We start from the raw sequence: 23,299 nt of genomic DNA on the forward strand, positions 1-23,299 counted from the left end.
AGGAAACACCCCATGGCCCAACGCATCAGCCTCACGCGCTACCTGGTCGAGCAGCAGCGCGCGGATGGACGCATCCCCTCCCAACTGCGCCTGCTGCTCGAAGTGGTGGCACGCGCCTGCAAAAGCATCAGCCAGGCCGTGAACAAAGGCGCGCTCGGCGGGGTGCTCGGCACGGCGCACAGCGAGAACGTACAAGGCGAGGTCCAGAAGAAGCTCGACATCATCGCCAACGAGGTGCTGATCGAAGCCAACGAATGGGGCGGACACCTGGCCGCCATGGCCAGCGAAGAAATGGACGGCATCTACCTCGTACCCAACCGCTACCCCCAAGGCGAGTACCTGCTGCTGTTCGATCCGCTGGACGGCTCGTCCAACATCGATGTGAACGTGAGCATCGGCACCATCTTCAGCGTGCTCAAGAAGCCCGACGGGGACCGTGGCGTGGAGGAATCCGACTTCCTGCAACCCGGCACCCAGCAGGTGGCGGCAGGCTACTGCATCTACGGCCCCCAGACCACCCTGGTGCTGACCGTTGGAGACGGCGTGGCCATGTTCACACTGGACCGCGAGCAGGGCTCCTTCGTGCTCACCGAAGAGAACGTGCGCATTCCGGAAGACACCAAGGAATTCGCGATCAACATGAGCAACATGCGCCACTGGGACGCGCCGGTCAAGCGCTACATCGACGAATGCCTGCAAGGCAAGGACGGCCCACGCGGCAAGGACTTCAACATGCGCTGGATCGCCTCCATGGTGGCCGATGTGCACCGTATCCTCACACGCGGCGGCATCTTCATGTACCCCTGGGACAAGCGGGAGCCGAACAAACCGGGCAAGCTGCGCCTGATGTACGAAGCCAATCCGATGTCCTGGCTGGTCGAACAAGCTGGCGGTGCCGCGACCAACGGCCGCCAGCGCATTCTGGAACTGCAGCCAGCCCAATTGCACGAGCGCGTGAGCGTGATCCTGGGCTCCAAAAACGAAGTGGAACGCGTGACAAGCTACCATTCCGTTGTATAATTTAAGTCTTCGCCGGTGTAGCTCAGTCGGTAGAGCAGCTCATTCGTAATGAGAAGGTCGGGTGTTCGATTCATCTCTCCGGCACCACATTAAAGCCCCTGATTCGCAAGATTCAGGGGCTTTTTGTTGCTTGCCGCACGGCCCATGCCACCGATGAGAGTGCAACAACCGCGCCTGCATCGAATGCAGCACCACAACGAATACCAACACAGTACCCGTTCGACCCCTCCCCGTCCGCCCCTCTAGCAGCGCCACGCCCAAAAGAGCAGCGCTAAAAACAAAAAACCCCGCTACGTTTTTGTAGCAGGGTTTCCAGCATTCACAAGGAATTCGGTGGTAGGACGTACAAGATTCGAACTTGTGACCAACGGATTAAAAGTCCGCTGCTCTACCAACTGAGCTAACGTCCCACTCGAAAAAACCAAACGGGTTGGTTTTCAGCGAAGACCGAGATTATAGCGCTTTTTCATGCGATCCAATCTCTTACCCGGACACCTTTAGCCGGCAGCCAATCGCTCGAGCAGTCGGCCAGCCGCCACCAGCCCAAACGTGGCCGTGACAGTAACCACCGAGCCGTACCCGTGACAGTTGAGCGAGCCGTCTCCATCGATCTGGCAGGACGGATCGGGAGGCGCTACCGCCTCCCGGCTGAAGACCGCCTCAACACGCATGGCTTTACCATCCTTGGGCGCGCCATGGTGTTTGCGCAGCTGGTAGCGCAATTGCGCCAGCAGAGGATCGTGGGTGGCTTGCGAGATATCTGCGAGTTCAACACGGTGTGCCTGACGCTTACCCCCAGCCGCTCCCACGCTCAAGAAAGGCATCCCCTCGGCCCGGGCCCACGCGGCCATGGTGACCTTGGCCCGCATCTGATCGCACGCATCCAGCACCGCGGAGAGCGGGCTGACGGTAGTGGCGCTCACAAGGTCCAACCAGTTTGCGGGTTCGACAAATTCCTCGATGGCCTGCACCTCACAATCCGGATGGATGCTGGCAATGCGCTCGCGCATGGCCTGTACTTTCGCCTGCCCAACGGTAGCGTTGGTCGCATGAATCTGGCGGTTGATATTGGACTCGGCCACATGGTCCAGATCGATCAGGGTCAACCGCGCGACTCCACTGCGGGCCAGCGCTTCCGCAGCCCAAGAGCCCACGCCGCCGATACCAACTACAGCCACATGAGCGCTCCGGATCCGGGCAGCGCCCGCTTTGCCGTACAAGCGCTCAAGGCCAGAGAAACGCCGGTCCAAGTCTAGCGATTCGGTACTGGTGGCAGGCGCAGTAGCCGACATCACTTCAGCCGCGCAAGTCGCTCGCGCGCAGCCGCTGCGGCCTCGGACTGCGGATAGGTCTTGATCAGCTCCTCCAACGTCTTGCGCGCACCGCGTGTGTCTTTGAGTTCCACTTGGCAGCTTGCAATCGACAAGGCCGCCTCGGGGGCTCTCGCATGCTGCGGGGCCTCCGAGAGCATCGCGCGGAACTGGGCCATGGACTCTTTGTAATCGCGGCTCGAAAAATGTGCATTGCCCATCCAGAACCGCACAGAGGGCACATAGCCGCTGCGTGGGTACTGTCGCAGGAACGCAGTGAACGCCTGCACCGACTCGCTCAAACGCCCTGCCCGGAACTGCGCCCATGCAGCGTCGTAATCACGCTTTTCGGCTGGGTCGGCCATGAATTCCTGACCGTCCACCGACACCTTGACAGGCTCGAACTGCCGCAGACGCTCGTCAACACCCTGCGCCATGTCCTTCTGGCGGCGCTGCAGCTCTGTCACCTCGCGCTGCAGTTGCTCGTTCAGTCCTCGCAGCTGCGCCTGCTCTGCGCGCAGGCCTTCAATCTGCGAGGCCAACTCCAGAAGGCTACGGCGCAACTGTGCCGACTCTTCCGCAGCGCGCCGAAGTTCTTCGGCGCTGCGCTGCTGCTGGGTCTGCAGCGCGTCAAAGCGCTGGCGCAACTCCAGGATGGCGCGCCGGGCGTCGCCATCCTCGAAGATGGCCGCGTGTCCGGGCAGAGCCAAGAGCAGAGCGGCCGCGAAAGCGCTGGCGCGAACGCTCCAGCGAGGGCATGCCTTCATGTGAACACTGCGCATCAGCGGTACGACAACTCAGTGCGTCGGTTTTGGGCGTGCGCGTCTTCGGTGCTGCCCTGAGCGGCCGGTTTTTCCTTGCCGAAACTGACCGCCTCCATCTGGCTTTCCGGCACGCCAAGTAGCGCCAGCGAACGCCGTACTGCCTCGGCACGCTTCTGTCCGAGTGCGAGGTTGTACTCACGACCGCCGCGCTCGTCGGTATGCCCCTCAATCATGACTTTCCGCTGGCCGTTGCTGGCTTTGATGAAGCGGGAGTGCGATTCGATCAGGGACTGAAACTCAGGCTTGATGACGTAACTGTCGTAGTCGAAGTACACGATCCGTCCCACGCCTGCGGGGCCCATGGTGTCGCGCGACGAGGCACCCAGATCCACTCCAGCCACACCGCTCTGGCTCGAAGCGCCAGTATTGGCGCCTGCACCGGCCGCTGCCGCCGACGAAGCGTTTTTGTCTTCCACGGGCACGTCGTTGAGCTTGACGCCAGAGCTGCAGGCCGTCAGAGCGGCCACGATTGCGAGAGTGAGAGAGAGTCGTTTGATCATGATGGTGTGAAGTTCCTTGAAGGCTTGAGATAGAAAGAAAACGAAAAGTTCACTGCTTTTGGAAAGGGCCCCAGTCGGGCTCGCGCAGGTCGCCGCCTTGTCCGGCAAGTCGTGTCTTGATGCGACCGTCAACCGTGGTGGTCATCAGCGCCTCCCGGCCTTGCTGCTGGGTCGCATAGACAATCAAGCGACTGTTGGGAGCGAAACTGGGGTTCTCATCGGCCGTGGTATCGGTAACGGCCGACACGGCTCCGGAGGCCAGATCCATGGCATGCAGCTTGAAAGCTCCACCAATGCGCGAGATATAGGCCAGCCATTTGCCATCAGCACTCACGCTCGGAGAGATGTTGTAAGACCCCGAGAACGTCACCCGCTCGGCATTGCCACCCGCCACCGGCACACGGTAGATCTGCGGTGCGCCACCACGATCGCTCACAAAGTAGATCGTGCGCCCATCGCTCGAAAAAACAGGCTCGGTATCGATGCCACTGCTCTGCATCAGCCGGCGAGGCTCGCCCCCGCCAGCATCGATGGTGTAGAGCTGCGAGTTGCCGTCGCGGCTGAGCGTGACCGCGAGGGTGCGGCCGTCTGGAGACCACGCAGGAGCGCTGTTGGAACCTCTGAAGTTGGCGATCAGACGGCGCCTTCCCGTGGCCACTTCATGCACGTACACCACGGGTTTGCGGGACTCGAAGGACACATAGGCCAGTTGGGCCCCGTTGGGCGACCACGCGGGAGAAATGATGGGCTCAGGACTGGTCAATGCAGACTGAGCGTTCTCACCGTCGGCATCGGCCACCCACAGGCTGTAGCGCGTTCCGTTCTTGGTGACGTAGGCGATCCGCGTCGAGAAAATGCCACGCTCTCCGGTGAGCTTTTCGTAGATGTAGTCGGCAATGCGATGTGCCACCAAACGCAGATCGGCCTGGGTGACCAGAAAACTCTGCCCTCCCAAGTCCGCGCCCTTGACCACGTCCCACAACCGGAAACGGATGTCAAAACGACCGTCCGCCAATCGTGTGATGCTGCCAGTGGCCAGGGCGTCGGCGGTGCGCTGACGCCACAGCGCCAGGTCAGGACGCGAAGCTTCGTCCAGTTGCGACCCAGAGGTATCGACCGAGCGAAACTGCCCACTGCGCTCCAGATCGGCCTGCACGATGGCCGCGATTTTCTGAGGCGCGAGCGCGTCGCCACGAAAAGGCGCGATGGCCACGGGCAACTGGGTGAGGCCGACACCCGTCACCTCCATACGGAACTGCGCCAGCGCTGGTGCCGCCGGAACGCTGAGCAAAGAGGCGAGACAAAGGCGACGCGACGTGCGGGACCCGCCCGCGCCATGGTTTTCAATGGTCATAGAGAAAGCGGCTTCATGGAGGGCTGCGGCAACGCTGTGCATTCGCGCCGCCTGAAGGCCGTGAATGTTACACACTGGGTCAAAGTCCCTGTGACAAACTGTGCCGATCATGGTCCATGCCCACGGTGCAGGCGCCCCGTAGAATCGCAGCCGCCATGGCCGATGCCCCCTCCTCCCCCGACACCACGGCCCCGGCCGCTCCACCCAGTACCCAGTCCACTGCTGGTACGCCCACTTCCACCCTGCCCCTGCGCCAGCGGCTTCAACGGCTGATGGTGTACTTCGGCGGCCAGACTGCCGCATGGACCGTGGCCATCCTGGCCACGTTGATCGGTGCCGTCACGGAGCCAATGATTCCGGCGCTGCTGCAACCCTTGCTGGACCAGGGCTTCACACAGGGCACCCTGTCGCTCTGGTGGGTGCCAGCGGCCATCATCGGTGTGTTCCTAATCCGCGGCATTGCGCAGTTTGCAGGCCAGTACGCGTTGGCGCGCATTGCCAATGAAGGCATGCTCAGGCTGCGCAAAGAGCTCTTCCAGCGGGTACTGGCTGCCGACATGGGGCTCTTTACGAAGCAGTCTGCCAGTGCACTGTCGAATACCGTGGTGTACGAAGTGCAGACCGGCGCCAACCTCCTGGTGCAGGCCATGCTGGGCATCTCGCGTGACGGCTTTACGCTGATTGCGCTGCTGCTCTATCTGCTCTATCTCAACTGGCAGCTCACCCTGATCGTGGCAGCCGTGGTCCCAGGTGTGGCCTGGATCATGAAGACCCTGTCCAAGCGCCTATACCGCATCACCAAGACCAGCCAGGAGGCCACGGACGCACTGGCCTATGTGGTGGAGGAAAACGTGCTGGCGCACCGCATGGTGCGACTGCACGGCGCAGAGGCTGCCCAGGCGACACGCTTTGACGGACTGAGCCGAACCCTGCGGCGACTGGCCATCAAGGCGACCATCGCCTCAGCGGCCATGACGCCCTTGACGCAGCTGTTGGCCGCCGGCGCGCTGTCGGCCGTGATCTGCGTGGCGCTGTGGCAAAGCCGGCTGGGCACCGGCACGCAAGACGTCACGGTGGGTGGCTTCGTGGCGTTTATCACGGCCATGCTCATGCTTATTGCACCGATTCGCCGGCTGGCCGATGTGGCCAACCCGATTACACGCGGCGTCGCAGCGCTGGAACGGGGCCTGAACCTGATGGGTCAGACGGCGGCGGAACCGTCCGGCCCACACGCGCCGGGCCGAGCGCGCGGCCACATCGTGCTGGAAGGCGTTCAGGTCCAGTTCCGTGAAGACCACGGCAAAGCCCTCGACGGGGTGGACCTGCAGATCCAGCCGGGGGAAGTCGTGGCCCTGGTGGGGCCGTCGGGTGCAGGCAAGACAACGCTGGTGAACCTGCTGCCGCGGTTCCTGCTCCCCAACGCCGGCACGGTGCAACTCGACGGCGTCTCGCTGGGCGACTGGAACCTGGCCGCGCTGCGCGCGCAGTTCGCCATGGTCAGCCAGGATGTGGTCATGTTCAACGACAGCATTGCTGCCAACGTGGCGCTTGGTGCGCAGCCTGACGAAGCCCGCGTGTGGCAATGCCTGGAAGCCGCCAACCTCGCACAGCATGTGCGGCAGCTCCCGCAAGGTATTCACACGGTGGTCGGGCACAACGCAGCGCAGCTCTCGGGTGGCCAGCGCCAGCGCTTGGCCATTGCCCGCGCGCTGTACAAGGACGCGCCGGTGCTCATTCTGGACGAGGCCACTTCGGCGCTGGACACCGAGTCCGAGCGGCTCGTCCAGGATGCGCTGCAACGCCTGATGCAGGGCCGCACGACGCTGGTGATTGCGCACCGGCTGTCCACCATCGAACACGCCGACCGTGTGGTGGTGATGGAGCGCGGGCGCATTGTCGAACAAGGCACCCACCACGCGCTGCTGGCGCTGGGAGGGCTCTATGCCCGCCTGCAGGCACGGCCAGCCGAGGCAGGGGCCGAAGAAGGCGTGGGCACGCAGACTTGAGCGGCCGCGCAGCCCTGCCTACCACTGCCCGCGCTTGGGCTGCCGCTGCCGAATGGCCTCGACCACCATGTCGGCAATCGGCTGCCTGCTTGCACGCAGCGCGAAGTCGGCAGCCGTCAGCCCGAGCGCATTGCGCAGCGTCGGATCGGCGCCCTCCTGCAGCAGCAGGCGCACCGCTTCGGCCGTGCCATAGTGCGCGGCCATCATCAGCGGCGTGGTGCCATTGGGCGAAGCGGCGTCAATGTAGGCGTGGTGCTCGATCAGCAGCGCAATCAGCTCGGTCTGCTGGGCCGAGGTGCCCGTGGCTGCGTAGTGCAGAGGCGTCCAGCCCGTCTTGTTGACATCGGCATCGCGCGCGATCAGGGTGCGTGCCTCGGCCACATGGCCCTTGAGCGCTGCCATCATCAGAGGGCTCTCGCCGTTGCGGTTCAATGCGTTGACGTGGAGCATGCGAGAGGCCAGCAGCGCTTGCGCCGCCTTCAGCGCCCCGCCCTGCAGCGCCAAGGTGATGGCAACCTCGCCCTTGGGATCGCGGGTGTTGGGGTCAAAGCCGCGTCGCAGCAATGCCGCAATCGTGGGGGCGTCGTCCCGCTGAACCGCTACAAAAAAGTCCTCGTAAGACCCCGCGTGGGCCGGCAGTCCGAGGCCCATGCCCAGACACCAGACCAGGGCGTGTCGGCGGCTGATGGGGGCGCTCATGCGGTCACTCCCGCAAAAAGTTGTTCGAAGTTGCGGCTTGTCACTTGCGCAATCTGTTCAAGCGGAACCCCACGCACATCGGCAAGCTGCTGCGCCACGTACGGCACGTAGGCGGGCGTGTTGACCTTGCCGCGATACGGCACGGGTGCCAGATAGGGGCTGTCGGTTTCGATCAGGATGCGGTCCTCTGGCACAAACGCTGCCACCTCGCGCAGCGCCTGCGCGCTCTTGAAGGTGACGATGCCGGAAAACGAGATGTAAAAACCCATGTCCAGCGCCTCACGCGCCACGTCCAGCGATTCGGTGAAGCAGTGAAAAACACCGCCCGCCTGGCCTTCGCGACCGTCCTCACCGTGCTCGCGCAGAATGGCCAACGTGTCGTCGGACGCGCTGCGGGTGTGAATCACCAGCGGCTTGCGCACGGTTTGCGCGGCCTCGATGTGGGTGCGAAAGCGGGTGCGTTGCCACTCAAGGTCGGCGATGCTGCGCCCGCCCTTGCGGTCTTCCATGCCGTAGTAGTCGAGTCCCGTCTCGCCCACCGCCACCACACGGGTCTGGCGCGCGCAGTCCACCAAACGCTCCAGGGTCGGCTCTTCTACGCCCTCGTTGTCGGGGTGAACACCCGCAGTCGCCCAAAAATTATCGTGCGCCAGCGCGAGCGCGTGCACCTCCGGAAACTCTTCCATCGTGGTGCAGATGCAAAGCGCCCGGTCGACGCGCGCCTCGGCCATGGCGACCCGGATGGCGGGTAGCTGGCTGCGCAGTTCTTCGAAATTCAGGTGGCAATGCGAGTCGGTGAACATTGGGGGACCCCAAAACAAAAGGCCGACACCGCAGTCCGGGTCGGCCCGTCGGCAATCGAAGCGGTCAGATGGTCTGGGTCGGTCGGTCAGATCCGAGCGCCGTCCCGAGCAGTTCCTCGATCCGGACCTTGAGCTGGCGAGACTTTTCGTCTTTCGGAAACTGGATGCCCACCCCCTGCGTGCGGTTGCCCGACGCACGCGCCGGGGTCACCCAGGCCACGCGGCCCGCCACCGGGTAGCGCTGCGTGTCCTCCGGCAGGGTCAGCAGCACATACACGTCGTCGCCCAGCCGGTACTCGCGCGGGGTGGGTACAAAAATGCCGCCCTCGTTGAAGAACGGAATGTACGCCGCGTACAGTGCCGCCTTTTCTTTGATGGCGAGCTGCATCACGCTCGGGCGCGGGGTCGAAGAGGGTGTGCTCATGGTGGGGCCTGTCAGGCTCTGGAGTTTAGGGCGTTTCGCGCCTGGGCGACAAGCGCTTCGGCCATCAACCCGGCCTGGAACGGATGATCGGCCGTGCGCGCCGCCTGCGCCAGGGCCTTGGACCAGCGCACCAGCGCGGGCAGTGCCGCACCCCGGGGCAGCGCATCGGGTGCAAAAAACCGCGGGGCAGCGCCCACAGCCACGGCCATGGCGTCGTGGCAGACCTTCTGCAGCAGAGCCACGGCCTGGGGCCCGCTCAGGTCGGCAAGCGCTGCCACTTCGCCCCGCTGCAAGGCCCGTGGCACCTGGGCCAGCGCTGCCGCCGCACCTGCGCTCTGCGCGAGGCGCAAGGCATCGTCCGGGCGCCCGCCAGCGGCCTGCAGCGCGGCCACCGCATCTGCGGCCGACACGCCTTGCGACTGCAGCCAGGCCTGCGCCTCATCGGCCTGGGGCCACTGCAGGGTGTGCGCAAGACAGCGGCTGCGGATGGTGGGCAGCAACTGGTGCACGGCCTCGGTGGCCAGCACAAAGCGCACATCGCCTGCGGGCTCTTCCAGCGTCTTGAGCAGCGCGTTGGCCGCCACGGTGTTCATCTGCTCTGCGGGGTACACCAGCACGGCCTTGCCGCGGCCGCGGCCCGAGGTGCGCTGCGCAAACTCCACGGCATCGCGCAGCGCCTCGACGCGAATTTCCTTGCTGGGCTTGCGTTTCTTGTCGTCCAGCTCGGCCTGGGCTTTCTCGGGCAGCGGCCAGCCCAGGGCGAGCATCTGCACCTCCGGCATGAGCACGCACAGGTCGGTGTGCGTGCGCACCTCGATGCCATGGCAGCTCGGGCACTGGCCGCAGGCACCGCCCGGGCCGGGCTGGTCGCAAAGCCAGGCGCGCACCAATTCGAGTGCCAGCGTGTACTGCCCAAGGCCCGAGGGCCCGTTCAGCAGCCAGGCGTGGCCCCGCTGGGCCAGCAGCTGGGCGCGCTGGCGCGCAATCCAGGGCGGGATCGAAGCCTCGCTCATGCGAGCCCCTGGGGCGTGGGCACCATGATGGCCAACCAGCCCCGGCGCACCAGCTGCGCGGTGACCTGCTGCCAGACGCGGTGGCGGTCCTGCCCGGCGTCGATGCGCGCAAAGCGCTGCGGTGCGGCGGACGCGCGCGCCGCGTAGCCCTGGGCGACCCGCTCGAAGAACAGCGCAGGCTCTGCCTCAAACCGGTCGGGCGCGCGGGCATCGGCAAGGCGGGCTGCGGCCACATCGGCTGGCAGGTCGAACCACAGCGTCAGATCCGGCTCGCGCAGGCGGGACGGATCAGGCCCCAGCCCGCTCTGCACCATGCGCTCGAGCTGCGCGAGCTGCCCGAGGTCGAACCCCCGCCCTGCACCCTGGTAGGCAAACGTGGCGTCGGTAAAGCGGTCGCACAGCACCACCTCGCCGCGTGCCAGCGCAGGCTCGATCACCTGCTGCAAATGGTCGCGCCGCGCCGCAAACACAAGCAGGGCCTCGGTCAGTGCGTCCATGGGCTGGTGCAGCACCAGCGCGCGCAGTTGCTCGGCGAGTGGGGTGCCGCCCGGCTCGCGTGTGACGACCACGGTACGCCCCTGCGCACGGAACGCCTGGGCCAGGCCATCGAGGTGCGAGCTTTTGCCCGCGCCGTCGATGCCTTCGAGACTGATGAACAGGCCGGTACGTGACATGGGGCTCTTTCAAGGGGCACGCTGGTACTTGTTGACCGCGCGGTTGTGTTCGTCCAGCGTGGCGCTGAAATGGCTGCTGCCATCGCCGCGCGCCACAAAGTAGAACGCCCGCGTGGCCTCGGGCTGCACGGCCGCCAGCAAGGCCGCCTTGCCGGGCATGGCAATAGGCGTGGGCGGCAGGCCCGGGCGGGTGTACGTGTTCCAGGGGGTGTCGGTGGTCAGGTCGCGGCGGCGCAGGTTGCCGTCGAACTTCTCGCCCAGGCCGTAGATCACGGTCGGGTCGGTCTGCAGCAGCATGCCCTGGCGCAGGCGGTTGACGAACACGCCGGCAATCTGGCCGCGGTCTTGCGCGCGGCCAGTTTCCTTCTCGACGATGCTGGCCAGGATCAGCGCTTCATCGGCCGAGCGCAGCGGCAGGTCGGGCAGACGCTGGGCCCAGGCGGCTTCGAGGCGCTTGTCCATCGCATGCAGCGCGCGCCGCAGCACCGCCAGGTCGCTCGCGCCTTTGGCGTAGGTGTAGGTGTCGGGGAAGAAACGGCCTTCGGGATGCACGCCCGGGCGGCCCAGCCGCTCCATGATGGCGGCGTCGGCAAGCCCGGCGGTGTCGGGCTTGAGGCCTTCTTCCCGCGCCAGTGCCTGGCGCACCTGGCGGAAGGTCCAGCCCTCGACCAGCGTCACCGCCCGCAATGCCTCCTCGCCCCGCACCAGCTTCGACAGCAGCGCCCGGGGCGTGGTACCGGCCGGAATCTCGTAGTTGCCCGCCTTGATCTGCCGGTCTTGCCCCGACAGGCGGAACCACCAGTACAGCAGCCCCGGATGCACCTGCGCACCTGCGGCAGCAACGTCGCGCGCAATCGCGCGGGGCGAGGTGCCGGGCTCGATGGCCAGCTCCAGCGGCTCTGCAGCCTGTGTGATGGGCTGGTGCAGCCACCAGGCCACGGCACCCGCGGCGAGCAGGGCCATCACAACGATCCAAGCGAAGAAACGACGCACAACCCTGCTGCCTGTGTGTATGGAGCCGGCCATCATAATTCAGGCATGTTTGCACCTCTCGACGGCGTGGCCGCGCTGTCTCACCTGGGCGTGATCCGGGTCACAGGCGAAGACGCGGCCCGATTCATCCACGGACAACTCACGCAGGACTTCGCCCTGCTCGACCCCCAGCACGCGCGTCTGGCGGGCTATCTATCGGCCAAGGGCCGCATGCTGGCCAGCATGGTGGGCTTCAAGCGCAGCGCCGACGACATCCTGCTCGTGTGCCACCGCGAGCTGGCGGCGTCCACGGCCAAGCGCCTGGCCATGTTTGTGCTGCGCGCCAAGGCGCAAGTGCGCGACGAAAGCGATCAATGGTCGCTGCACGGCCTGGCAGGCAGCGCGGTGCCCGGCGGGCCGCAGCCGCCCTGGACGCTGGCCACCCACGGCGAGGCCCGCATCGTCCATGGGTACCCGGCCGATGGCACGCCGCTGGCGCTGCACGTGGCCCCTGCCGGATCGCCCCCGCCCGCCGGCGCGCTGCTGGATACGGCCCTGTGGGCCTGGGCTGAGGTGCGCAGCGGCGTGGCGACGGTCTCGCCCGCCGTGGCCGACCAGCTGGTGCCGCAGATGCTCAATTACGAATCCATCGGCGGCGTGAGCTTCAAAAAGGGCTGCTACCCGGGGCAGGAAGTCGTGGCGCGCAGCCAGTTCCGCGGGGCCATCAAGCGGCGCACCTACCGGGCGCTGGCGGCTGCCGTGCTGCCCGCAGGCACCGAAGTGTTCAGCCCGGCCGACCCCGAGCAACCCTGCGGTCTGGTGGTCCAGGCCGCCCCGGCCCCACACGGTGGGGCGGCGCTGCTGGTGTCGCTGCAGATCGCGGCGGCCGAAGGCCCGCTGTATGCGGGCGCAGCACCCGGTATGGCGCTGCAGATCGACAGCTTGCCCTACCCGCTGCTGGAAGACCTTTGAGCGCCCGCGGGGCGGCCTGGGGTGGTGTTGGGCGACGTGCCCCCAAAAAGCACAGCCCCAAACGGGGGCTTGTGCTTATCCCCGCTCAATAGTTTGCTACCAAATCAGTAGCAAACCAGTTGCCGCGGCCTCCTGCCGCCATCCTCACAGTGCCCGTGCCATCGGCACATGCAGCAGACCCGCTTCGACATAGGACTCGCCGGTGACGGCAAAGCCCGCGCGCTCGTAAAAGCCCTGGGCGCTGGCCTGGGCGTGCAGTTCCACGCTGCGGTCGCCGCGCTCGCGTGCGGACTGCACGAGCGCATCGAGCACCCGCAACCCCCAGCCCGATCCGCGCAGCGAGCGATCCACCGCCATACGGCCAATGCGCCCCAGGCCGGGTGCAGGCTGCAACAGCCGGCCCGTGGCCACGGCCATGCCCAGGCGGTTGTAGACCACAGCGTGGCGGGCGGTGGCGTCCAGGGCGTCGGCCTCCACCTCGGGCGCAATGCCCTGCTCGCGCACGAACACGGCCGTGCGTACGCGGGCGGCGTCGCGGCCCAGTGCGTGCCAGTCGCCGCTGCGCACCTCCACCACATCGGCCCCGGCTTCGTAGCCCTCAAACAGCGCGCGCAAGGCCGGTGGCACGGGGCGCGAGGTCTGCGTGTGCGGGTCGGCAAACACGTACAGCAATTCGCCCGACACGAGCAGCCGGTCGCCCGCGAAGATGCCGCCCTCGAACAGGCAGGACGAGTTGCCGATGCGCGCACAGCGCAGGCCCACGTCCAGCGTGTCGTCGAGTCGGGCCGACGCGTGGTATTCGAGCGTGGCCTTCTTCACGTACATCTCGCCGCCCAGCACCTCCATCGAGGCCTCGTAGGGCAGCGCGAGCGCCCGCCAGTACTCGGACATGGCCGTGTCCAGGTACGTGAGGTAGTGGCCGTTGAAGACGATTTTCTGCATGTCCACCTCGGCCCAGCGCACACGCAGGCGCAGGAACGAACGGAAGGCAGCACGGGACGGGGCAGCAGCCGGCATCAGGACTCCAGGGCAAACGCGCGCCGCAGGGCCGCTGCGGCATCGGCATGGGCCTGCCGCGCTTCGGGGATGGCACGGCCCATTTTGATGAATTCGTGGGTCACACCGCGGTAGATCTCCAGGTCCACCGCCACGCCCGCAGCGCGCAGCTTGTCGGCGTAGTCGATGCCTTCGTCCACCAACGGATCGCATTCGGCCAGGCCTATCCAGGCCGGGGCCACGCCGTCCACGTCGGGCGCATTCAGCGGTGCAAAGCGCCAGTCTTCACGCTGCTGCGGGCCCTGTACATAGTGCGCAAAGAACCACTCGATGGCCGCGGCTTCCAGCACCAAACCTTCGGCGTAGGTGCTGTGCGAAGGCGTGTCCTGGTGCGCGGTGCAGCCCGGGTAGAACAAGAGCTGCAGCGCCAGCGGCAGGCCCCGGTCGCGCGCCAGGATGGCGTTGACCGCGGCCAGCGTGCCACCCGCGCTGTCGCCACCCACGGCCAGGCGCGCGGGGTCGGCGCCCAGCTGCGCCGCGTGGGCCGCCAGCCACGCCAGGGCGTCCCAGGCGTCGTCGCTGGCCGTCGGAAAGCGGTGTTCGGGCGCCAGGCGGTAGTCGAGCGACACCACCATCGCGCCCGACAGGCGCGCCAGCTCGCGGCACAGCACATCGTGCGTGGCGATGCTGCCCACCGTGAAGCCGCCGCCGTGCAGGTACAGCAGCAGCGGCAGGCCCGCAGCGGTGCTGGGCGCGTACAGGCGAGCGCGCAGCCGGGAGCCGTCACGCGCGGGCAGGTCGAAATCTTCGACCCGCGGGAGTGTGGCCACCGGCACTTCGAGCACGCCCGCCCCCGCCTCATAAGCGCGGCGTGCTTCGGCCGGCGTGCGCGTGTGCAGCGGCGGATGCCCTGCGCGCGCCATGCGGTCCAGCACGCTGCGCATCGCGGGCGTGAGGCGGGTGAGGTGGATGGACGGATGGCGCTGCGTCACGCGAGAACCCCTTGCGCCGTCACTTGAACTGCACGCGCACCGGCGCAGCGCCGGGTAGGCCGTCGTAGGTCACCGTCACGCTCTGACCCGCCTTGGGCGGCAGCAGCGGCGAAAACGAGCCCAAGCTCAGCAGATCGCCCGGCTTGAGCGTGATGCCCTCCTTGGCCAGCGCTTCGGCCAGCCACACCACGGCGTTCAGCGGATGTTCGAGGATGTCGGAGCCCTTGCCGCCCCCCAGGCGCGCGCCGCTGCCGTCGGTGAGCGACACGTTCATGTCGCGCAGCGCATCCAGCAGCACATAGCGCTCGGCGCGGTAGGCCGGAATGGCGAGCGGTGCTCCGGCCACGCCCAGGCGTGCGCCCACGTTGATGGCGGCCACACCCGCGCCATTGAGCTGCGGGGGGGCCTGCACCACCAGGTCGGGAAGTTCGATAAACGGGATCACCTGGTCGATGGCGTCCAGCACCTCGGCCGGCGTGCGCGCCCGGTGGATGGCGCTGCTGCGCACGCGCACGAGCATGTCGGCTTCAAACAGCGGGCGCGCGCCGAAGGCAGCCTCGACCGTGGCCCCATTGGCCAGCACCATGCCCTCGTACAGCACGCCCCACACCGGCTTGTCGGTGTTGAAGCGCTTTTGCACGGCCGGGTTGGTGAGCCCGGCCTTGTAGCCGATGACCTTGCCCAAGCGCGGCGCAAGCGCGGCGTTGAGCTTGGCGCGGGTGCAGGCGCCATCAGCATCGCTGAGGTTTTGTGGGTTGGGGGCAGGCGTGCGGGCCATGTAGTGGCCTGCAAGCTCGGTGACCTGGGCATCGGTCAGGCAGGCGGCGTGGGCGCTTGTCACGCAAGCGACGGCCCAGGCCGCGGCCAGCAGGGTGCGGGGGTGCTTCATGTTCGTCTCCGGTTGTACAGTGTGCGCAATGGCCGGGGCGGCGTCCGCGCCTGCGCGACAGCCCCCCGTGGCCGGCCGCGGGTGTCGTGTCTCCCTCCCCCGGCGCAGCCAATCGTAGCCGCATGCGCAGCGCTGTGCGCAGTGCCCAACCCTTTGCTCCGGACCATGGCCCTCATCTACTACGTCACCCAGATCCAGTTCGACTTTGGCGCTGTGCAACTGCTGCGCCAGGAATGCGCGCGCGTGGGCATCACGCGGCCCCTGGTGGTTACCGACGCCGGCGTGCGCGCCGCAGGCGTGCTGCAGAAGGCGTTGGATGCGCTGGGCGATCTGCCCCATGCCGTATTCGATCAAACCCCGTCGAACCCCACCGAAGCCGCCGTGCGTGCGGCCACCGCGCTGTACCACGCGCAGGGCTGCGACGGCCTGATCGCCGTGGGCGGCGGCTCGGCCATCGACTGCGCCAAGGGCATCGCGATTGCGGCCACGCACGAGGGACCGCTTACCCACTACGCCACCATCGAAGGCGGCTCACCGCGCATCACCGAGCGGGCGGCGCCCCTGATCGCCGTGCCCACGACCAGCGGCACGGGCAGCGAGGTGGCGCGCGGCGCGATCATCATCGTGGATGACCACCGCAAGCTGGGCTTTCACTCCTGGAACCTGGTGCCCAAGGCCGCCATCTGCGACCCTGAGCTCACGCTGGGCCTGCCGCCGCTGCTGACCGCCGCGACCGGCATGGACGCCATTGCGCACTGCATGGAAACCTTCATGTCGTCCGCCTTCAACCCGCCGGCCGACGGCATTGCGCTGGATGGGCTCACGCGCGGCTGGGCGCACATCGTGCCCGCCACGCAGAACGGTGCCGACCGCGAGGCCCGCCGCCAGATGATGAGCGCGAGCATGCAGGGCGCGATGGCCTTCCAGAAGGGCCTGGGCTGCGTGCACAGCCTGAGCCACAGCCTGGGTGGCATCAACCCACGCCTGCACCACGGCACGCTCAATGCCCTGTTCCTGCCCGCCGTGGTGCGCTTCAACGCCGACTGCGACAGCGTGCGCGCCGACCGCCGCCTGGAGCGCATGGCCCACGCCATGGGCCTGGGCTCGGCCAGCGACATCCCCGAGGCCATCCGCGACCTCAATGCCCGTCTGGGCCTGCCCACCGGGCTGGCCGCGCTGGGCGTGACGCCCGACGTGTTCGACGACGTGATCCGCGGCGCACTGGCCGACCACTGCCACAAGACCAACCCGCGCCTGGCCAGCGCCGACGACTACCGCGCGATGCTGCACGCCTCTCTGTAAAGCGGCCTGCGCGGGCGCCACAGGCCCGGTGCGGTATCGCACAATGGTAACGAAAGGCTACACTTCGTTACCGCCGTGCCCCCCCCTGCTGCACGGCCTGCTGCGGAGCCGCCCCCACCCATGCGCGGAATCGATTTCAAGACCTGGCTGACGCAGGGCACCTACCCGCGTCTGCTGGGCCCTGTGCTGCTCATCATCGTGCTCGTCACGGTGGTGCGTTACCACACGCTTGTCACCACCGAAACGCAGGAAGCCCAGCAGCGGGCCGAGGTGGAGGTGGGCCGCATTGCACAAGCCCTGGGCCCGATGCTGGCGCAGCGCCAGGCAGAAGGCCCAGCGGTGCAGGCAGAGCTGCTGCGCGAGGCATCCTGGTCGCTCCAACCCCATGTGCAAGAGCTGCTCTGGCAGGCACCGGGCCAGGCGCCGGTGCGCTGGGCCGCGCAGCCACTGCACCCGCTGGCGCCCGATTGGTTCATCGACTTTGCCGGCATCCAGCCGCCGCGCAGGCACCTGGCACAGCTGCTGCCCGATGGCCGCACGGCCCGGCTCACCGTGGCCCTGCAGCCTGGCCCGGTGGCCGATCCGGTGTGGCGCACAGTGGTCGGGCAGGCCCGGCTGACCACGCTCAACATTCTGGTGATCCTGGTGCTGTTGACGCTCCTGCTGCGTGCCAATGCCCGCCTGCTGCACCGCTTGCGCGAGGCCACCGACCAGTTTCGGCAAGGGCGTCTGGATGTGCGCATGCCGGTGCAAGGCACGCTCGAAGCCCAGGCGGTGTCGCGCACCTTCAACGACATGGCGGGCAAGGTGCAATCGCTCGTGCTGTCGCTGCACGACACCCAGCGCCAGCAAAGCGAGCAACTGCACCTGACCCGGGAGCTCATCGACGCCCTGCCGTGGCCCCTGGTGATGCGAGGCGCAGACGGTGAGGTGCGTGCGACCAATCAGGCCTGGCATCGCCTGATGGAAGCTGCGGGCAGCGCGGCCGAACGCATCGTGGCCCTGCAGTCGGTGCGAAGCCACCTGGACCCGAGCGACCCGGTCGAGCTGCAACTGCCCGGGCAAGCGCCGCGCTACATGGCCTGCCACCATGCCCCGCTGCGGGCCGTGGAAGGCACCCCTGCGGGCACGCTGTGCACGATCACCGACGTCACCCCGCAGGTACAGGCACAGGAACTGACCGACGCTCTTTCCCAGCGCCTGAACATCTGGTGGGAGCACGGCAGCGACCCACTGCTGGCGCTGGACGCGCATGGCCGGGTGCTGCGCACCAACCCGGCCGCAGCGGCCCTGTGGCCCGCCCCCGCCACGCCCGACGGCCGCGCACTGCGTGAACTGCTGGGCCCGGCAGATCCTGTGCAACGCGTACTCGAACGGGTGGCGCAGGCCGCCTCCGGCGCGACAGCCGACACGCTGGACGGGCTGGCCGTGCGGCCCATCCCTGGCGGGCCGGTACAGCCGCAACGGCTGACGGCCCACTGGCTGCCCGCTGTGGCACCCGATACGCCCGAGCGCGGCTGGCTACTGCTGCGCCCTGCTGCCTAAGACGGCCCACCGGGCCTGCGTCGCGGGCTCGGGAAGCTCTGCACAACGCCCTGCGGTCTGCGCAGGCACGGCATCGGGCGGCCCGCTGCGTTGCGTTTCGTGCCCATCGCGCGGCTGTGGGCTGCAAAAAGCGCCTTGCGATCCATCCCGACCCGCACCTGCGCACCCTCGCCAGGATGATGCAGAGCGTCCCTCGGTCACAGCGGATGCACAACCGACAAATCGGGCCGCGCGAGCCACTGCGCAAACTCGTCTGCCAACTGCCGGCTGGCCGCCGTGGCCGCCGACCAGGCCTTCACCCGCGCCGCCGTGTCGGTGCCGTAGCGTGTGAAGTCGGTACGGTCTGGCAGCTTGCCATTGGGCAGGCTGGCCACCCATTCGGCCGAGGGTGCCAGCACCACCATGCGATTGAGCGCGGGCGTGGCCCGGTGCCGCCAGCGCAGGCCCTTGTCGAGCCAGCCCGGGATCACCGCCTGCTGGAAATGCGGGTACAGCACCAGGCCCTGCGCCGCGCCGTTGGCACCACCAGCCCCTGCTGCGCTTTGGGAGCCCGGGTCAAAATGGCTGGTTGTGCTTGTCTGCGCTTCTTCTGAAGCTATCGTTTCAGGAGCATTTGGTGCGATGACCTGCTGCGGCCGGTACTGCAGGTGCAGGTGGTAGTCGGTAATGCCGCCATCCCAGTACGCACCGCGCGGCGCCCCCGGAATGTGGTGCACGGCCTGCAGCACAAACGGAATCGAGCAACTCGCTTGCAGCGCAGGCATGAAGTTCGCCTCCGACAGCAGCACCTGGCGCGTGCGGTAGTCGGTGGTGGCAAACGGCAGCGCCGCAGCGGCCCCCGCCTCGGGGCTGGAAAACACCACGCGCTCCAGCCACGCGCCCATGGCCTTGCGGTGCACAGTGTTGGTCAAGAACGCCCCCAGATACCCGAGCGGCGTGGCCACGCGATGTTCCTGCCCCAGCAGGTGTCGCCCGCGCGAGGTGACGATGTGCAGCCGATAACGCGGGTGCTGCAGCACCTCGGCCACGCGGCCGCCATAGAACAGCGCCAGGTTCTGGCCAAAACGTTCGCTCACATGCGCGGCCGTGGGCCGCTTCTGGCCCGGGGGCAGGTCGTAAGCCTGGTGGATGTAGTCGTGCTCCAGCCGCTCAAACGCCGCCACCGACTGCTGCAAACACGCCGTGGCCATGCGCCAGGCACCGATCGACGCCCCCACCAAGTCCACAGGCTGATCCGACTGCGGCAGCCAGTCGCCAAACAGAAAACGGTCCAGCGGCCCCAGGATCAAACCCTTGGGCCCCCCGGCCGCCGCCGGAATCACCCGCACATGCGAAGGTGCAAGGCCATGGCGTTCAAGGTGTTGTCGGGCCACCGGCCCGGCGTGGATGCGCAGCGCTTTCATGCGCGGCATTGTCGCAAAGGGAGGGGGGGCGGGGCGTCCGCAGCGTGACGCAAGGGGCAGGTGCTCAGACCGGACAGAACGAGCCGACGCCTGGAGCAGCAGGTTTTAAAGAGGGCCTGGCAATCAAAAGGCCGCCCGCGCGAGAACACCCAGAAGACGCAGGCGACATGGACGGCCATGCAGGCGGCCTTCAACCGACCATGCTCCACCGAAAGCGCGCCTGGATGGCCTCTCACGAGTCGGGCGCAGCAGCGGGCGCTGAAGCCCAGGGTCACAGCGCGCGCATTCGCCACCACACGGCAGCGCGGCCCACGCCCAGTCCCGGCCTAGACCATGTAATCCGCCACCTCGGGCTTCACATGCCAGTCGATCGGGTCTTGCTGCAGCACCATGTCGATGTCCAGCCCCAGCATCACCCCCACCTCGCCCGGGAAGGACACGGCCAGTTCCTTCTCACCCATGCCGGCCTCGCGCGCACGGGCACGCCAGGATGCAAGGTGGATAACGCCCGCCAGCGGCTCGTAGGCCTTGTTTTCAAACGGGGCGTCCTGGTACTGCAGGGCGTCTACCACCCCCTGCGGCAGTTGCCAGCGGCGGGCCAGCGCGGCGCTGGCCTGGGCGTAGGTGTAGCCCACCACACGGCGCTCCACGCGGGCGCGGCGCACGTCCAGCGGTGGGGCCAGTGTGGCCAGATGGGGCACCCGTTCGGGGTCGCCCAGGTGCAGCACCAGTTCGCCCAAGGCGTGCAGCAGGCCCGCTGTGTAGGCTGCAAGCTGGTTCTGGTGGACGATGCCCGCCAGCGATCGCGCGAGCTTGGCGGTGTTGAGGCTGCAGCGCCAGAACTGCTGCATGTTCACGCCCGGAACCGAGCGCGAGGTGGTGCCCAGGCGGGCCGATGACACGATCTGCCGCACCTGGGCGGTGCTCAGCAATGCCAGCGCCTCGGGCACACCGGCCACCTTGCCCGGGGCCATGAACACCGGGCCGTTGGCCAGCTCCAGCACACGGCCGGTGAGCACCGGGTCCATGCCGATGAACTGGTTGACCCGGCGCAGGTTGGGTTCGTCGTGCGCCAGCTCGGTCATGAGCAAAGCCACCGCGCGCGGCAGGCTGGGCAAGACCATTGGTTGCGCCATCAGCGCAGACAACTCCATGTCGGGGCACCGGGTTGTGACGATGTTGCCGATTATGTACCCGGTGGTTACAGCCGCGTCAGCGGGGCCGCCCCTGCTGCAATTTGGCAAAGGCCGAGGCCATGGCCGACTGCGGGGCCGGGTCGGCCGCGCGGCGCGGGCCGCCCTGGCGCGGCGCAGGCTCGAAGCGGTTGCCATGCCCTGCCCCGCCCTGGCGCGGCGGCGCGTCGCCCAGCTTCATCGACAGGCCGATGCGCTTGCGCTCCACGTCCACTTCCATGACCTTGACCTTGACGATGTCGCCGGTCTTGACCACTTCGCGCGCGTCGTTGACGAACTTGTGGGCCAGCTGGCTCACGTGCACCAGCCCGTCCTGGTGCACGCCCAGGTCCACAAAGGCGCCGAACTGGGCGACGTTGCTCACCGTGCCTTCGAGCACCATGCCCACCTTGAGGTCGCGGATGTCTTCCACGCCCTCGTTGAAGCGCGCCACCTTGAAGTCCGGGCGCGGGTCGCGGCCGGGTTTTTCCAGCTCAGACAGGATGTCCTTGACGGTGATGACGCCGAACTTCTCGTTGGCAAACAGCTCGGGCCGCAGGGTCTTGAGCATGTCGGCGCGGCCCATCAGCTCGGTCACGGGCTTGCCCGTTTGGGCCATGATGGCTTCGACCACCGGGTAGGTTTCGGGGTGCACGCCGGTCATGTCGAGCGGGTTGTCGCCGCCACGAATGCGCAGGAAGCCCGCGGCCTGCTCGAAGGTCTTGGCCCCCAGGCCCGCCACTTCCATGAGCTGCTTGCGGTTGGAAAACGCGCCGTGCGCCTCGCGCCAGCGTACCACCGCTTTGGCCACACTGGCCGACAGGCCCGACACGCGCGACAGCAGCGGCACGCTGGCGGTGTTCAGGTCCACCCCCACCGAGTTCACGCAGTCTTCCACCACCGCGCCCAGGGTGCGGGCGAGTTCGCTCTGGTTCACGTCGTGCTGGTACTGGCCCACACCAATGCTCTTGGGGTCGATCTTCACCAGCTCGGCCAGCGGGTCTTGCAGGCGGCGGGCAATGCTGGCCGCGCCGCGCAGGCTCACGTCCACATCGGGCATTTCTTGCGACGCGTATTCGCTGGCGCTGTACACCGAAGCCCCGGCTTCGCTGACCACCACCTTCTCGATGGCGCGCTCGGCCTTGGCGGCCATCTTGATGAGGTCGGCGGCGAGCTTGTCGGTCTCGCGGCTGGCGGTGCCGTTGCCAATGGCGATCAGGTTCACGCCGTGCTTCTCACACAGCTTGGCGAGCGTGAACAACGCGCCGTCCCAGTCGCGCTTGGGCTCGTGCGGGTACACGGTGGCGGTGTCCACCAGCTTGCCGGTGGCGTCCACCACGGCCACCTTCACGCCGGTGCGGATGCCCGGGTCCAGCCCCATCACCACGCGGGGGCCAGCGGGCGCTGCCAGCAGCAGGTCGCGCAGGTTGTCGGCAAACACCTTGATGGCGACTTTCTCGGCCTCCTCGCGCAGGCGGGCAAACAGGTCGCGCTCGGTCGAGAGGCTGAGCTTCACGCGCCAGGTCCAGGCCACGCATTTGCGCAGCAGATCGTCGGCCTTGCGGCCCTGGTGGCTCCAGCCCAGGTGCAGGGCGATCTTGCCCTCGGCGATGCTGGGCTTGCCCGGCTCGGGCTCCACAGGCAGCACCAGCTTGGCATCCAGGATTTCGAGCGCGCGGCCGCGGAACACGGCCAGCGCACGGTGGGAGGGCACACGGCCGATGGGCTCGTCGTAGTCGAAGTAGTCGCGGAACTTGCTGACCTCGGGGTCGGCCTCGTTCTTGCCTTCCACCTTTTTGGAGCGCAGCAGGCCCTCGGCCCAGAGCCATTCGCGCAGGCCCTGCACCAGCACCGGGTCTTCGGCCCAGCGCTCCGACAGGATGTCGCGCACGCCGTCCAGCACGGCGGGCACGGTCGAGAAATCGGCACCGGGCTTGCCGTCGTCCAGCACCTCGGGCGGCCGGGTGAAGGCCACGGCCTCCACGGCAGGGTCCAGCGTCGGGTCGGCCAGCAGCTTGTCGGCCAGTGGCTCGATGCCGAACTCGCGCGCAATCTGGCCCTTGGTGCGGCGCTTTTGCTTGAAGGGCAGGTATAGGTCTTCCAGCTCCTGCTTGGTGGGCGCGGCGGCAATCGCGGCGCGGAGCGGGTCGGTCAGCTTGCCCTGCTCGTCGATGGCCTTGAGCACCACGGCGCGGCGGTCTTCCAGCTCGCGCAGGTAGGCCAGGCGCGCTTCCAGCTCGCGCAGTTGCACATCGTCCAGCCCGCCCGTGGCCTCTTTGCGGTAGCGGGCGATGAAGGGCACGGTGGCGCCCCCATCCAGCAGCTCCACGGCGGCGCTGACCTGCTGGGGGGTGATCTTGATCTCGGCGGCGATCTGGCGAAGGATGTTCTGCATGCGGCACAGGCCCCGAAGCCGGGGTGCGGAAACG

General features: G+C 67.4%; 21 protein-coding genes and 2 tRNA genes. 6 read left to right on the forward strand and 17 right to left on the reverse strand.

The features are described 5' to 3' along the window. Positions 1-12 precede the first annotated feature (12 nt). Together ABD866_RS06640 and ABD866_RS06645 are read left to right on the forward strand one after the other, a co-directional pair. Positions 13-1,020 (forward strand): class 1 fructose-bisphosphatase, encoded by a 1,008-nt coding sequence (locus tag ABD866_RS06640; protein WP_345062376.1) that lies wholly within the window; start codon positions 13-15, stop codon positions 1,018-1,020. An 11-nt stretch (positions 1,021-1,031) separates the two neighbouring features. Then, positions 1,032-1,107, forward strand: a tRNA-Thr gene (locus tag ABD866_RS06645). Between the two features lie 247 nt (positions 1,108-1,354). Here ABD866_RS06645 and ABD866_RS06650 read toward each other — a convergent pair. The 5 genes from ABD866_RS06650 to tolB form a co-directional block, all read right to left on the reverse strand. Beyond that, positions 1,355-1,430: transfer RNA gene (locus tag ABD866_RS06650), tRNA-Lys, on the reverse strand. Positions 1,431-1,517: 87 nt separating this feature from the next. Next, positions 1,518-2,312 (reverse strand): tRNA threonylcarbamoyladenosine dehydratase, encoded by a 795-nt coding sequence (locus ABD866_RS06655; RefSeq protein WP_345062378.1) that lies wholly within the window; start codon positions 2,310-2,312, stop codon positions 1,518-1,520. Beyond that, entirely contained in the window at positions 2,312-3,097 is a 786-nt protein-coding gene (ybgF, locus tag ABD866_RS06660) for a tol-pal system protein YbgF (RefSeq protein WP_345062380.1), read from the reverse strand. The genes ABD866_RS06655 and ybgF overlap by 1 nt, the downstream gene beginning before the upstream one ends. 14 nt (positions 3,098-3,111) lie before the next feature. After that, positions 3,112-3,654, reverse strand: coding sequence for a peptidoglycan-associated lipoprotein Pal (gene pal / locus ABD866_RS06665; protein WP_345062382.1), 543 nt, complete (start codon positions 3,652-3,654; stop codon positions 3,112-3,114). Positions 3,655-3,703: 49 nt separating this feature from the next. Further along, positions 3,704-5,008, reverse strand: coding sequence for a Tol-Pal system beta propeller repeat protein TolB (gene tolB, locus ABD866_RS06670; RefSeq protein WP_345062521.1), 1,305 nt, complete (start codon positions 5,006-5,008; stop codon positions 3,704-3,706). A 155-nt stretch (positions 5,009-5,163) separates the two neighbouring features. Between tolB and msbA the strand changes: the two genes are divergently transcribed. Continuing rightward, positions 5,164-7,014, forward strand: coding sequence for a lipid A export permease/ATP-binding protein MsbA (msbA, locus tag ABD866_RS06675; RefSeq protein WP_345062384.1), 1,851 nt, complete (start codon positions 5,164-5,166; stop codon positions 7,012-7,014). 18 nt (positions 7,015-7,032) lie between these two features. Here msbA and ABD866_RS06680 read toward each other — a convergent pair whose 3' ends face one another. From ABD866_RS06680 to mltG, 6 genes are all read right to left on the reverse strand, one after another. After that, positions 7,033-7,713, reverse strand: a complete 681-nt coding sequence (locus ABD866_RS06680; protein WP_345062386.1) for an ankyrin repeat domain-containing protein — start codon at positions 7,711-7,713, stop codon at positions 7,033-7,035. Next, positions 7,710-8,516 carry a TatD family hydrolase gene (locus tag ABD866_RS06685; protein WP_345062388.1) on the reverse strand — a complete coding sequence of 269 codons (807 nt, stop codon included), beginning with the start codon at positions 8,514-8,516 and terminating at the stop codon, positions 7,710-7,712. Before ABD866_RS06685 ends, ABD866_RS06680 begins: the two co-directional genes overlap by 4 nt. A gap of 64 nt (positions 8,517-8,580) precedes the next feature. Continuing rightward, entirely contained in the window at positions 8,581-8,940 is a 360-nt protein-coding gene (locus tag ABD866_RS06690; protein ID WP_345062390.1) for a PilZ domain-containing protein, read from the reverse strand. An 11-nt stretch (positions 8,941-8,951) separates the two neighbouring features. Beyond that, positions 8,952-9,953 (reverse strand): DNA polymerase III subunit delta', encoded by a 1,002-nt coding sequence (locus ABD866_RS06695; RefSeq protein WP_345062392.1) that lies wholly within the window; start codon positions 9,951-9,953, stop codon positions 8,952-8,954. Then, on the reverse strand, positions 9,950-10,627 hold the full coding sequence (tmk, locus tag ABD866_RS06700) for a dTMP kinase (protein ID WP_345062394.1): 678 nt from the start codon (positions 10,625-10,627) through the stop codon (positions 9,950-9,952). Before tmk ends, ABD866_RS06695 begins: the two co-directional genes overlap by 4 nt. Before the next feature lie 9 nt (positions 10,628-10,636). Further along, positions 10,637-11,590, reverse strand: coding sequence for an endolytic transglycosylase MltG (gene mltG, locus ABD866_RS06705; RefSeq protein WP_425549547.1), 954 nt, complete (start codon positions 11,588-11,590; stop codon positions 10,637-10,639). A gap of 75 nt (positions 11,591-11,665) precedes the next feature. Between mltG and ygfZ the strand changes: the two genes are divergently transcribed. Then, complete coding sequence (ygfZ, locus tag ABD866_RS06710; RefSeq protein ID WP_345062398.1) at positions 11,666-12,571, forward strand: CAF17-like 4Fe-4S cluster assembly/insertion protein YgfZ; 906 nt, start codon at positions 11,666-11,668, stop codon at positions 12,569-12,571. 144 nt (positions 12,572-12,715) lie between these two features. Here the strand turns inward: ygfZ and ABD866_RS06715 are convergent, their stop codons facing one another. From ABD866_RS06715 to ABD866_RS06725, 3 genes are all read right to left on the reverse strand, one after another. Continuing rightward, a complete protein-coding gene (locus tag ABD866_RS06715; protein WP_345062400.1) occupies positions 12,716-13,588 on the reverse strand; it encodes a YbgC/FadM family acyl-CoA thioesterase in 873 nt (290 codons plus the stop codon). Further along, on the reverse strand, positions 13,588-14,511 hold the full coding sequence (locus ABD866_RS06720) for an alpha/beta hydrolase (protein ID WP_345062523.1): 924 nt from the start codon (positions 14,509-14,511) through the stop codon (positions 13,588-13,590). The genes ABD866_RS06715 and ABD866_RS06720 overlap by 1 nt, the downstream gene beginning before the upstream one ends. A 67-nt stretch (positions 14,512-14,578) precedes the next feature. Continuing rightward, positions 14,579-15,448: a 2-keto-4-pentenoate hydratase gene (locus ABD866_RS06725; protein WP_345062403.1), complete on the reverse strand. Its 870-nt coding sequence runs from the start codon at positions 15,446-15,448 to the stop codon at positions 14,579-14,581. Between the two features lie 165 nt (positions 15,449-15,613). Here ABD866_RS06725 and ABD866_RS06730 point away from each other — a divergent pair, with 165 nt between their 5' ends. Next, positions 15,614-16,750 carry an iron-containing alcohol dehydrogenase gene (locus tag ABD866_RS06730; protein WP_345062405.1) on the forward strand — a complete coding sequence of 379 codons (1,137 nt, stop codon included), beginning with the start codon at positions 15,614-15,616 and terminating at the stop codon, positions 16,748-16,750. Between the two features lie 120 nt (positions 16,751-16,870). Beyond that, on the forward strand, positions 16,871-18,295 hold the full coding sequence (locus ABD866_RS06735) for a PAS domain-containing protein (protein ID WP_345062407.1): 1,425 nt from the start codon (positions 16,871-16,873) through the stop codon (positions 18,293-18,295). A 197-nt stretch (positions 18,296-18,492) separates the two neighbouring features. On the opposite strand, the gene ABD866_RS06740 is transcribed toward ABD866_RS06735, so the two are convergent. The 3 genes from ABD866_RS06740 to ABD866_RS06750 all read right to left on the reverse strand — a co-directional run bounded on the left by ABD866_RS06740 (position 18,493) and on the right by ABD866_RS06750 (position 23,265). After that, positions 18,493-19,698, reverse strand: coding sequence for a patatin-like phospholipase family protein (locus ABD866_RS06740; RefSeq protein WP_345062409.1), 1,206 nt, complete (start codon positions 19,696-19,698; stop codon positions 18,493-18,495). Positions 19,699-20,024: 326 nt separating this feature from the next. Next, on the reverse strand, positions 20,025-20,852 hold the full coding sequence (locus ABD866_RS06745) for an HDOD domain-containing protein (RefSeq protein WP_345062411.1): 828 nt from the start codon (positions 20,850-20,852) through the stop codon (positions 20,025-20,027). 58 nt (positions 20,853-20,910) lie between these two features. Continuing rightward, positions 20,911-23,265, reverse strand: a complete 2,355-nt coding sequence (locus ABD866_RS06750; protein WP_345062413.1) for a Tex family protein — start codon at positions 23,263-23,265, stop codon at positions 20,911-20,913. Between the last annotated feature and the right edge of the window lie 34 nt (positions 23,266-23,299).

The organism is Acidovorax lacteus (genome assembly GCF_039540375.1).
GTDB lineage: Bacteria > Pseudomonadota > Gammaproteobacteria > Burkholderiales > Burkholderiaceae_C > Acidovorax_G > Acidovorax_G lacteus.

Coding starts and splice junctions, on each gene's coding strand:
- ABD866_RS06655 (WP_345062378.1), bottom strand. CDS start 2,312: ATGTCGGCTACTGCGCCTGCCACCAGTACCGAATCGCTAGACTTGGAC.
- ABD866_RS06720 (WP_345062523.1), bottom strand. CDS start 14,511: ATGCGCAGCGTGCTGGACCGCATGGCGCGCGCAGGGCATCCGCCGCTG.
- ABD866_RS06750 (WP_345062413.1), bottom strand. CDS start 23,265: ATGCAGAACATCCTTCGCCAGATCGCCGCCGAGATCAAGATCACCCCC.
- ABD866_RS06680 (WP_345062386.1), bottom strand. CDS start 7,713: ATGAGCGCCCCCATCAGCCGCCGACACGCCCTGGTCTGGTGTCTGGGC.
- ABD866_RS06730 (WP_345062405.1), top strand. CDS start 15,614: ATGGCCCTCATCTACTACGTCACCCAGATCCAGTTCGACTTTGGCGCT.
- ABD866_RS06735 (WP_345062407.1), top strand. CDS start 16,871: ATGCGCGGAATCGATTTCAAGACCTGGCTGACGCAGGGCACCTACCCG.
- ABD866_RS06685 (WP_345062388.1), bottom strand. CDS start 8,516: ATGTTCACCGACTCGCATTGCCACCTGAATTTCGAAGAACTGCGCAGC.
- ABD866_RS06640 (WP_345062376.1), top strand. CDS start 13: ATGGCCCAACGCATCAGCCTCACGCGCTACCTGGTCGAGCAGCAGCGC.
- ABD866_RS06725 (WP_345062403.1), bottom strand. CDS start 15,448: ATGAAGCACCCCCGCACCCTGCTGGCCGCGGCCTGGGCCGTCGCTTGC.
- ABD866_RS06695 (WP_345062392.1), bottom strand. CDS start 9,953: ATGAGCGAGGCTTCGATCCCGCCCTGGATTGCGCGCCAGCGCGCCCAG.
- ybgF (WP_345062380.1), bottom strand. CDS start 3,097: ATGAAGGCATGCCCTCGCTGGAGCGTTCGCGCCAGCGCTTTCGCGGCC.
- tmk (WP_345062394.1), bottom strand. CDS start 10,627: ATGTCACGTACCGGCCTGTTCATCAGTCTCGAAGGCATCGACGGCGCG.
- mltG (WP_425549547.1), bottom strand. CDS start 11,590: ATGGCCCTGCTCGCCGCGGGTGCCGTGGCCTGGTGGCTGCACCAGCCC.
- ABD866_RS06740 (WP_345062409.1), bottom strand. CDS start 19,698: ATGAAAGCGCTGCGCATCCACGCCGGGCCGGTGGCCCGACAACACCTT.
- ABD866_RS06690 (WP_345062390.1), bottom strand. CDS start 8,940: ATGAGCACACCCTCTTCGACCCCGCGCCCGAGCGTGATGCAGCTCGCC.
- msbA (WP_345062384.1), top strand. CDS start 5,164: ATGGCCGATGCCCCCTCCTCCCCCGACACCACGGCCCCGGCCGCTCCA.
- ABD866_RS06745 (WP_345062411.1), bottom strand. CDS start 20,852: ATGGAGTTGTCTGCGCTGATGGCGCAACCAATGGTCTTGCCCAGCCTG.
- ABD866_RS06715 (WP_345062400.1), bottom strand. CDS start 13,588: ATGCCGGCTGCTGCCCCGTCCCGTGCTGCCTTCCGTTCGTTCCTGCGC.
- tolB (WP_345062521.1), bottom strand. CDS start 5,008: ATGACCATTGAAAACCATGGCGCGGGCGGGTCCCGCACGTCGCGTCGC.
- ygfZ (WP_345062398.1), top strand. CDS start 11,666: ATGTTTGCACCTCTCGACGGCGTGGCCGCGCTGTCTCACCTGGGCGTG.
- pal (WP_345062382.1), bottom strand. CDS start 3,654: ATGATCAAACGACTCTCTCTCACTCTCGCAATCGTGGCCGCTCTGACG.